This window comes from Streptomyces sp. MZ04 (genome assembly GCF_004684775.1).
GTDB lineage: Bacteria > Actinomycetota > Actinomycetes > Streptomycetales > Streptomycetaceae > Streptomyces.
Map to the genome: position 1 here is coordinate 25,476 of NZ_SRIC01000011.1, position 10,079 is coordinate 35,554.

General features: G+C 67.8%; 10 protein-coding genes. 6 read left to right on the plus strand and 4 right to left on the minus strand.

Translation table 11 applies throughout. From position 1 onward, the window contains the following. Positions 1-471 precede the first annotated feature (471 nt). The gene (locus tag E2651_RS04590) at positions 472-1,311 is read left to right on the plus strand and encodes a helix-turn-helix transcriptional regulator (protein ID WP_167828692.1); all 840 of its coding nucleotides are present in this window, start codon (positions 472-474) and stop codon (positions 1,309-1,311) included. Positions 1,312-1,381: 70 nt separating this feature from the next. Here the strand turns inward: E2651_RS04590 and E2651_RS04595 are convergent, their stop codons facing one another. Next, the gene (locus tag E2651_RS04595) at positions 1,382-2,041 is read right to left on the minus strand and encodes an ATP-dependent Clp protease proteolytic subunit (protein WP_135329678.1); all 660 of its coding nucleotides are present in this window, start codon (positions 2,039-2,041) and stop codon (positions 1,382-1,384) included. Between the two features lie 49 nt (positions 2,042-2,090). Beyond that, positions 2,091-2,744: an ATP-dependent Clp protease proteolytic subunit gene (locus tag E2651_RS04600; protein WP_135329679.1), complete on the minus strand. Its 654-nt coding sequence runs from the start codon at positions 2,742-2,744 to the stop codon at positions 2,091-2,093. Positions 2,745-3,263: 519 nt separating this feature from the next. On the opposite strand from E2651_RS04600, the gene E2651_RS04605 reads away from it, so the two are divergent. The 5 genes from E2651_RS04605 (at position 3,264) to E2651_RS04625 (ending at position 8,601) form a co-directional block, all read left to right on the plus strand. Continuing rightward, positions 3,264-4,004, plus strand: coding sequence for an SDR family NAD(P)-dependent oxidoreductase (locus E2651_RS04605; RefSeq protein ID WP_135329680.1), 741 nt, complete (start codon positions 3,264-3,266; stop codon positions 4,002-4,004). A 74-nt stretch (positions 4,005-4,078) separates the two neighbouring features. Next, positions 4,079-5,191, plus strand: coding sequence for an SIS domain-containing protein (locus E2651_RS04610; protein ID WP_135329681.1), 1,113 nt, complete (start codon positions 4,079-4,081; stop codon positions 5,189-5,191). Positions 5,192-5,236: 45 nt separating this feature from the next. Beyond that, positions 5,237-6,334, plus strand: a complete 1,098-nt coding sequence (pdhA, locus tag E2651_RS04615) for a pyruvate dehydrogenase (acetyl-transferring) E1 component subunit alpha (RefSeq protein ID WP_135329682.1) — start codon at positions 5,237-5,239, stop codon at positions 6,332-6,334. 4 nt (positions 6,335-6,338) lie between these two features. After that, entirely contained in the window at positions 6,339-7,322 is a 984-nt protein-coding gene (locus E2651_RS04620) for an alpha-ketoacid dehydrogenase subunit beta (protein WP_348541604.1), read from the plus strand. Beyond that, positions 7,315-8,601 (plus strand): dihydrolipoamide acetyltransferase family protein, encoded by a 1,287-nt coding sequence (locus tag E2651_RS04625; RefSeq protein ID WP_135329683.1) that lies wholly within the window; start codon positions 7,315-7,317, stop codon positions 8,599-8,601. Before E2651_RS04620 ends, E2651_RS04625 begins: the two co-directional genes overlap by 8 nt. A 43-nt stretch (positions 8,602-8,644) precedes the next feature. Here E2651_RS04625 and E2651_RS04630 read toward each other — a convergent pair whose 3' ends face one another. Beyond that, positions 8,645-9,316, minus strand: a complete 672-nt coding sequence (locus E2651_RS04630; RefSeq protein ID WP_135329684.1) for a hypothetical protein — start codon at positions 9,314-9,316, stop codon at positions 8,645-8,647. A gap of 42 nt (positions 9,317-9,358) precedes the next feature. Then, positions 9,359-10,054 (minus strand): hypothetical protein, encoded by a 696-nt coding sequence (locus E2651_RS04635; protein WP_135329685.1) that lies wholly within the window; start codon positions 10,052-10,054, stop codon positions 9,359-9,361. Between the last annotated feature and the right edge of the window lie 25 nt (positions 10,055-10,079).

Genomic DNA, 10,079 nt, shown 5'->3' on the forward strand with positions numbered 1-10,079 from the left:
ACGGAGTCGACGGCTGATCCAGGATGCCGTTATCGGAACACTCGCGGTGCCTGGCTGGGACGGCACGGGCGGAGGGAGGCCGGGGCCCGAAGGAACACGGACTTTGCCGTGAAGAACTCGTGGGGCGACAGGCATGACCTGACCGCACACCCGTCAAACATGGAGTTACTCATACCGCGGTACTCCAACTGCTTCGTAGAGTCGGGTCTGCAAGCAGCATGTGTCCGCGGTGAGTTCACTTTTCCGGCTCCGTCCTGAGTGTGCGTTGCAGGAGCCACGAGCAGCTCACCTCCCACCGGAACATCCGGAGGCTCATGAGTGTTCGAGGAAATGCCGACATTGAAGCGGGGGAATGCCGACGAGCGACCAAGCCCGTTGCCTCTGCCCCGTCGTTCACGAGCCCATTTCTGTAGTCATGCGGGCAGTTACGCCGAAAGCCAGACTGCTCAATACGACCTTTCAGGGGGAAAAGTGTCCGACAACTACCTCAGCAGGAAGGCTCTGGCTCACTTTCTGAGAAGCCGCCGCGAGGGGCTCAAGCCCGAGGACATCGGACTGCCCCGGGGCAGTCGTCGCCGCACCCCGGGCCTGCGGCGCGAGGAAGTGGCCGTGCTGGCCGGAGTGAGCCCCACCTGGTACGCACTGCTCGAGCAGGCAAGGAATGTCTCACCCTCACCGCAGGTACTCGACCGGCTGGCACAGGCGTTGGCCATGACAGAGACCGAGCGCCGATACAGCCATAAGCTGGTGCAGAGCCGCACTTTCCCCCAGCCCATCGAGAAACGGCACGCCGGCAGCGAGGCCAGTCTGCAGAAGGTCTGCGAGACGCTGGAACCGAACCCCGCCTACGTCACCAACTCCATCGGCGACATCCTCGGTTGGAACCGGGCGACGATCGAATGGCTCACCGATTTCGGCCAGATACCCGAACCGGACCGCAACCTACTGCTCTGGTTATTCACCTCACCGGAAGCCAGGAAACGCCTTCCCGAATGGGAGAACGAAGCCCGTGTCCAGGTCGCGCATCTGCGCTGGGTGACGGCGAGTTACCCCAGGACGAGTTGCGTATCCAGTCTCGTGGACCGGCTCGAGAAACTCAGCAGGGATTTCCGGCGAATATGGGAGGAGCATCATGTGGAGAAACCAAAGACAAACATCCGGCTACTCCGTCACGACCGGCAAGGGATCGTTCCCATGCAGGTGATCACACTCTGCGACGCGTCCCACCCGTCGCTGCAAGTCGTCCACCACACCCGCGTCTTCGAGGCGGTTGCGCCCAAGACCGGGGAGCTCATGGCCGAAGCACGCTGACCCACGGGTAGCGCGGCGAGCACACGGACAGGGGCCGGAACGTCTGTTCCGGCCCCTGTCAGGTGGAGTCTCAGACGACCCCGGCCCCGGCGATGGTCCGAGGCGAGATCACCTGGTCGACGAGGCCGTACGCCTTCGCCTCCTCGGCAGTGAAGATCTTGTCGCGCTCGACATCCGCGGCGACCTTCTCCACGTCCTGGCCGCAGTGCTCGGCCAGCATCCTCTCCATCAGCCGGCTCAGCCGCTCGATCTCGGCGGCCTGGATCTCCAGGTCGGACACCTGCCCCTGAGAACCCTGGCTTGACGGCTGGTGGATGAGCACCCGGGCGCTGGGCAGTGCAAGGCGCTTACCCGGCGCCCCCGCCGCGAGAATGACCGCGGCCGCGGAGTTGGCCTGCCCCAGACAGACGGTCTGGACGTCGGGCTTCACGAACATCATCGTGTCGTAGATCGCGGTGAGTGCCGTGAACGAGCCGCCCGGCGAATTGATGTAGAGGGAGATGTCCCGGTCCGGGTCCATGGACTCCAGGCAGAGCATCTGCGCCATGATGTCGTTGGCCGAGGTGTCGTCCACCTGGCTGCCGAGGAAGATGACCCGCTCCTCGAAGAGCTTTCCGTACGGGTCGAATTCTCTCGTGCCCGACGAAGTGCGCTCGACAAAGTGCGGGACGACATAGCGGCTCTCTATGGGGAGCCCCCGGCCACCGCGGACGTCACCAGCTGATTTCATTAGGTCCGGCCTCCATGCACGGGAAGTGTTCAGGTCCACTGCGCTCGCGCTACGACTGTTCCGTGCGCGGGCCACCGGGCCGCAACGTCGCATTGGCCTGCGGCATGATGTCGTCGATGAGCCCGTATTCCTTGGCTTCCGCCGGAGTGAACCAACGGTCCCGGTCCGAGTCCACGGTGATCTTCTCGGGCGTCTGACCCGAGTGATGCGCGATGAGTTCCGCCATCTCCCGCTTGGTCTGCCGCAGTTGCTCCGCGTAGATCTTCACGTCCGAGGCGGAACCGGCAAGACCGGCCGACGGCTGGTGCATGAGGATCCTGGTGTGCGGCAGCGAGAAACGCTTGCCGGGTGTTCCCGCGGTCAGCAGGAACTGACCCATGGAGGCGCAGAATCCCATGGCGATGGTGACGACGTCGTTCTTGATGTACTGCATCGTGTCGTACACCGCCATGCCGGCCATGACCGAGCCGCCGGGCGAGTTGATGTACAGGTAGATGTCCTCGTCCGAGTCGGTGGCGAGGGTCAGCATCTGGGCCGTGATGTAATTCGCGATTTCATCATCGACCTCCTTGCCGAGAACGATGATTCGGTCACTGAGCAGACGGCTGTAGACCTGGTCCCCGAACGGAACGTTTCCACCCTTTGGGCTGTAGGCCTGCGGCGCAGTCCGGAGCACCGGGTGGGTGAACTCTGCGTGACTCATGTATTCCCCTGCTCTAATTCGAGTCCCCGCATATCAGGGACTTGCCGTCGAGTGGGCGATAAATGCACGTCGCCCCCTTTAAGCGAGTGATAGCTGTACGTCGGCCCCTTTAAGGGAGTGATAAATGCATCTCACTCCCTATACCTGACGACGCTAACACACCGCAGGGGCACTGCGAGTTGGGTATCGCGGCTCTTCGCTGAGAGCAAAGTTGAACCGGAAAACCGTGACCATTAGGGCGACTTGACCGTGCAGCGAACGCGGCCTGCAATACCACATTGGCCACCGCTGAACAGAGATCACTTTCAGCCAATGCTGCTGCGTGTGGCTCCCCGCCGCCTCCCGGGGTCAGGCCGCCCCGGCCGGCGGCGGCCGTCCGGCCGACTGCACGGGCACCGCTGAACCTGGCACCCGCGATACCACCATCCCGAAGTTCTGGATAGCGGAGGCGGACCGGTGAAGTGTGGGTCGGGCACGCCCGGCCCGAATACGACGCCCGGCCCGAATGAGGAGTTGCCGATGCGGAAAAGGCTCGCAGTAGTCACCGGCGGAACAAAGGGAATCGGACTGAGCATCAGCCGCAGGCTGGTGGCCATCGGGTACCAGGTCGTCGCCCCGTACCGCCATGACCAGGATTCCGCCGAGCGGGCCGCAAAGGAACTGGGCGAGGGCTTCACGGCAGTGCAGGCGGACCTTGCGGACAAGGACGAAGTCGCCCGGATATCCGACCTTCTGCTGTCCCGGTACGGCACTCCTCACGTACTCGTCAACAATGCCGGGCGCAATATCGACCGGCCGTTCCTCGAGATGTCCGACTCGGACTGGGATCAGGTCATCGAGGCGAATCTGTCCGCACCCTTCTACCTCACACGGGCGCTGGCCCCGGCCATGATGGAGGGGGACGGCGGGAGCGTGGTCAACGTGGCCGCCACCACCGGCATCCGGCCGCGCCGGAACGGCGCCAACTACTGCGCGAGCAAGGCCGGCCTGCTGCACCTCACCAAGTGCCTCGCGCTGGAGCTCGCGCCAAGGATCCGGGTGAACTCGCTCATCCCCGGAATGATCGACACCGAAGAGATGAACACCCGGTTCCGCACGGATGAACCGGACTTCCGCGACCGGCTCCTCGCCGAGATCCCGCAGGGGCGCATCGGCAGTCCGGAATCGATGGCCGACGCACTGGAGTTCCTGGTGAGCGACAAGGCCTCGTACATCACCGGGCAGAAGATCATCGTAGACGGCGGGCAATTCATGTGGTGACGGCGGCACAACCCGCCGTTCCGAGCAGTACGGCCAAGCCCCCCTCCTATCCGCCGCACCGGAAGGTGAACCGCATGCAGTCGCGTATGGACCGCTACCAGAGCTTTCTCGTGAACGAATACCGGAAGGGCTTCCTCAAGCCCGAGGAATACTCGCTCGACGAGGTCACCGACGACCTTCGGCTCAAGATGAGGTCAGGGAAGTTCAAGCGGGTCGTCTTCACCGGAATGGGATGCTCCGCGATCGTCTCCGACGTGGTCGCGGCGTTCTTCAACTCCATGGACTCCGGACTGGAGTTCCACGTACTCAACGACTACGACCACCGGTATCTGATGCCGCGCTCCGTCATGGAGGACGAGGCGACCCTCATCATCGTCAGCTCCTACAGCGGCCACTCGAACGAACCTGTGCACGTCTTCCACAACCTCGCCGACGCCCACGACCGGATGCTGCTGCTGACCTCGGGCGGCCGTCTCGGCGAACTGGGGCGCGAGGCCGGGGTGTCGATCGCGCGGTGGGAGCTGAGCGAGCCGGACCGGGAGTACCCGCTGTTCCACGTCGGGCAGTACTTCGCGATTCTGCTGGACATGTTCCTCGGCCTGGGTCTTATCGACGAGGACCACCGCGAGGAGGTCAGCCGGCTCCCCGGTCACCTGGACACCGACTTCACCGACACCCACCGGCAGTTGGCCCGCACCCTGGCCGAGCGCAGCCAGGACGCCAACGTCATCATGCTGGCCTCCCCCAAGTGGCACGAGAGCCTGCTCAAGCTCGCCAAGATGCACCTCAACGAGATCGCGATGGTCCCGGCCGCGCGGAACTTTTTCCACGAGTTCTGCCACAGCGAGGTCGCCACCCTCTCCGACCCGGTCCGCAAACACAGCGTGGTGATCTTCGAGGACGACGACGAGGACGCGTACACCAAGGCCAAGACGGACAACCTCGTCGCACTCCTCACCAGCGACCGCCCGGAGAACCGGAACATCGAGGTCACCCGGGTCGCGCTCACCGAACCCACCTTCATGCGGAAGTACTTCACCGCGCTGGAGCTCGTCCAGTACATGACGCTGGATCTCGGCCGGGCCCGTGAGACCGCCTCGCGCGAGCTGATATCGGAGGCCGCGGGCAACCCCTGGTACCACGGCGACACCATTCGCTCCGAGGAGGCCGGCCGCCAGGACCGGTGACCCCGCCTGCACGGACTCGCCGGTACCGACTACCGAGGGATGCCCATGAAGGCCACGACCGCCCTGCCCGATCTGGAATCCGTCCTCGCACCCCTCGCCCTCATGTCTCCCGAGGGCGTCCCCGTGGCCGAGCCGCCGTTCGACGTGTCCCTCACGCCGGAGGAACTGACCGGGCTCTACGAGTGGATGTTCCTCACCCGCGCCCTGGACGAGGAGTTCATCCATCTGCAGCGGCAGGGGCAGCTGGCGCTGTACCCGTCGTGCCGGGGCCAGGAGGCGGCCCAGATCGGCTGCGCCGCCGCACTCCGCGCCGACGACTGGCTCTTCCCGCAATACCGTGAGCTGGGGATGTTCCTGTGGCGCGGGATACCCGCCGCCGGGGTCGGCGCCGTCTGGCGCGGCACCTGGCACGGCGGCGGATGGGGCTTCACCGAACACGCCTGCGCCCCGCTGAGCATCCCCATCGGCACCCAGGCACTGCACGCGGTGGGTGCCGCGATGGCGGCGCCGCTGCGCGGTGAGGACAGCCTGGCCGTCGCCCTGATCGGCGACGGGGCCACGAGCGAGGGCGACGTGCACGAAGCGCTGAACTTCGCTGCCGTCACCTCCGCCCCGTGCCTCTTCTACGTACAGAACAACCAGTGGGCGATCTCCGTGCCGCTGTCCGAACAGACCCGCGCCCCCTCGCTGGCACACAAGGCGGTGGGGTACGGCATGCCGGGGGTGCGGGTGGACGGCAACGACGTGCTCGCCTGTTACGCCGTGACCGAGCAGGCAGCCCGCCGGGCCAGGGAGGGCGGCGGCCCCACGCTCATCGAGGCGGTCACCTACCGCATGGCGCCGCACACCACGGCGGACGATCCGTCCCGTTACCGCTCCCAGGAGGAGGTGGACCACTGGGCCGCCCTCGACCCGCTGCCGCGCTTCCGCCGCTACCTCACCCACCGGGACCTGTGGCGCGCGGAGACCGAGGAACGGGTGCGGGCGCGGGCCGAGCAGATGTGCGCCGAGCTGCGCGATGGTGTCTTCGACGCGCCGGACGTGGCCCCTTCGGAGCTGTTCGCCCACGTACTCAAGGAGCAGACACCCGAACTGCGGGAGCAGGCCGCCCAGTTGCGCGCCGAGCTGGCCCGGGAGGAGTGACCGCGTGGCAGAGACCATGGTGGAAGCGATCAACACGGCACTGCGCGAGGCCATGGCCGAGGACGACCGGGTGGTGGTCTTCGGCCAGGACGTCGCGCGCCAGGGCGGCGTCTTCCGGGTGACAGAAGGGCTGGCCGAGCGGTTCGGCCCGCGGCGCTGCTTCGACACACCGCTGGCCGAATCGGCCATCGTGGGCGTGGCGTTGGGGATGGCGCTGCGCGGGATGCGGCCGGTGCCGGAGATCCAGTTCGACGGCTTCACCTATCCGGCGTTCGACCAGATCGTCAGCCATCTGGCCAAGTACCGCAATCGCACCCGCGGGGCGCTCGAGGTGCCGGTGACCATCCGCGTCCCGTCCTTCGGGGGGATCGGCGCGGCCGAGCACCACTCGGAGTCCACCGAGGCGTACTGGGCGCACACCCCCGGGCTGCGCGTGGTGGCCCCCGGCACGAGCGCCGACGCGCACGATCTGCTCCGCCAGGCCATCGAGTGCGACGACCCGGTGCTGTTCCTGGAGCCCAAGCGGCGCTACTGGGAAACCGGCGATCCGGCCGGCTCGCAAGGCGCTGTGGACCTGGGCCGCGCCGTGGTCCGCCGCGGGGGCGCGGACGTGACGGTGGTGTCGTACGGCGGCACCGTCGGCGTCGCTCTGGAGGCGGCGGAAGTGGCCAAGCGGGAGCACGACTGGGAGCTGGAGGTGCTGGACCTGCGGTCACTGGCACCGCTCGACTTCCCCACCATCGCCGCCTCCGTCTCCCGGACCGGCCGCTGCGTCGTCCTGCACGAGGGTCCGCGCACGCTGGGCCTCGGCGCGGAGATCGCGGCCCGCGTCCAGGAGGAACTGTTCTGGGACCTGCAAGCTCCGGTGCTGCGCGTCACCGGATTCGACACCCCCTACCCGCCCGCGCGATGGGAGAAGGCATGGCTACCTCACGTGGACAGACTCCTTGACAGCATCGACCGCTCCTTCGGGTACGCCCATGACTGACGACACGGTGCGGGATTTCCCGGTGCCCGACCTGGGCGAGGGGCTTGCGGACGCGACCGTCGTCGCATGGCTCGTGGAGCCCGGCGACTCCGTCACCGTCAACCAGCCGCTGTGCTCACTGGAGACGGCCAAGGCCGAGGTGGAGATCCCCTCCCCGTTCGCGGGAGCGGTGCTGGAGCGGCGGGGCGAGCCGGGCGAGACCCTCGCGGTGGGCACCCTGCTGGTCCGCATCGACACCGCACCGGCGGGCAGTGGCGCCGGGGCCAAAGAGCCGGCGCCGGCGCCGACGCCGGTACTGGTCGGCTACGGCACCCGGGACGGCCGGGACTCCACAGGCAGCACCCGCCGCACCGTCACACGACGCCCCGCGCCCCGCCGGGCAGGAGCGGCCACCGCGACGGAGACCGATGATCGCCCCCGCGCCAAACCGCCGGTACGACAGCTCGCCCGCAGGCTCGGCGTGAATCTGGATGTGCTCGGCCAGGGTTCGGGACCGGACGGCGTCATCACCCGTGCCGATGTGCAGGCGGCCGCCGCTGCTCCCACGGGCGGCGACGCGGCCCCGACGGACGCTCCGCTGCGCGGCGCAAGGGCACGGGCGGCAGAGCGGATGGCCACTTCCCGCCAGGAGATCCCGGACGCACACTGCTCCGTCGTCGCGGACTTCTCCCGCCTACTGGCCCTCCGTGACCGGCTGCGGGCGGATGCCGGAGCGGGTGTCCGGGCAGCGGCCGGAGCGGAGGAGGCCACGCCGTTCGCGCTGCTGCTGCGACTCCTGACGCTTGCCCTTCAGGAGCATCCACGCCTCAACTCCACGTTCGTCAAGGAGCCTCCGGCGGTCCGCACACACCCGGCCATCCATCTCGGCATCGGCACCGCCACCCCGCGCGGCCTGATGGTCCCGGTCATCCGGCACGCCGAGCGGCTCTCCACGGCCCAGCTCGCCGCGGAGCTGTCCCGCCTCGTGACCACCGCCAGGTCCGGCTCACTGACCCCCGGCGAGTTGACCGGCTCAACCTTCACAGTCTCCAACTTCGGCGCCTTGGGCGTCGACGAGGGTGTTCCGGTCATCAACCCCCCGGAGGCGGCGATCCTCGGCGTGGGAGCGGTCAAGAACCGCCCGCACGTGACCGACGACGACCGTCTCGTCGTACGCCCGACGGCCACACTCACCTGCGCCTTCGACCACCGGGTGTGCGACGGCGCAGAGGCGGCCGCGTTCCTCACCTGCCTGCGCGATCTGGTGGAGTCCCCGGAGGCGCCGCTTCTGTGGCGGTGAGGAGCGCCGAGGTACCCGGCAGATTCCCCGGCCAGAGCGCCGATCAGCCGCTGACCGTGCGCAGAAAGTGATCGGCGTCCTCCGGCTCGCCCAGGCGCCCCACCTCCAGCCAGGAACCGTCGGCGAAGCAGAGCCGGAAGGTGGCGTACCCGCGCGGCTGGCCCGCCTCGCCCTCGATACGGGCCTGGTCAAGGGCGAACTCCTTGACGATCCGGAAGTCGTCGGCCTTGGTCGGCGACAGCCGTCGGCGAGGGGACGCGGCCAGGCAAATGCGGTCGCGGGCCAGCATGACGAGACGCTTGGGGCTCGGCGAGTGTCCGTACCAGCGCAACAGCAGCTGGCCCGCGGTCAGATTCCAGTCACCGTCGAAGACACCGGTGCTCTCAGGGGAGGGGCCGCGCCCGGAGCCCTGTGCTTCGGGCGCGGTCCGCGACGATCCGGTCCGACGGCCACGGCTCCGCCCCGGCGACAGCGACTGGTCCAGCATGCGCCCGAGTGTGTCGATCAGGATCACCGGCACTACCACGAAGCAGAACACCACGGCCCCCACGTACACCAACCAGTGGTGGCGCGATTTCAGGCGTCCCTTACCAGCTGCGCGATGAACGTCCTTGGGTGGGGTGGGAATGCGCTTGTGGATCTCACACCAGACCAGGGCCACCGGCTCCTCACCCAGAATCTTCCGCACCCGCCGCTGCACCCGCCGCTTCGCCATGCCGAAGATCCTACTGACTGACCCACGAAAGCCCCGGTCCACCTACCCCACGCGCTCGATCCGCGCCTTGCGGATCAGGAACTTCCCGGCCTCGTGCACCTCCTCGAACGCCGCGTTGTTCAGCAGTACACAGCTGCCCGACGCCGAAGTGACCTCCACCGTGGTGGACTTGGAGTTGTCCAGGTTCGTCACCTTCAGCTGCGTACCGACGGGGAACTCGTTGCTGGACGCGGCCGGCGCACCGTCCTCGCCGGACAGTGTGACGGTGGAACCGGCGCAGACGACCTCGCCCTCCACGCCCGCATCGCCCCCCGGCTCCTCCGCCGGCGGCTGAGCAGCGTCCCCACCGGCACCGGCACCGGCACCGGCACCGGCACCTGCCCCTTCACCGGCCCCGGCACCCTCGCCCGCGCCCGCACCCGCACCCGCGCCGGCCTCCGCGCCCGCGCCGGCCTCCCCGTCCTCACCCGCGTCGCAGCCCGACGCCGCCTGCTTCCGCCTGATCTCCTCGATCACCGCTTCCCGATTGGCGATCCGCGCCGCGGACTGCGCATCGGGGTTGGCTCGCTGACCCGCGATGAACTCCTCGTTGTTGCTCAGCGCGGTGGCCAGCCCGTCACACGCTCCCGAGGCCTGGCTCGTACCGGTCATCACCACCGCGGTTCCCGCCACCAGCGCGGCGGCTCCCACCATGAGGGCGACCTTCTTCTTGCGGCTGAGGGTCTTCTTGCGCGACACGTGCGGCTCCTGTCCCCGGCGGTGT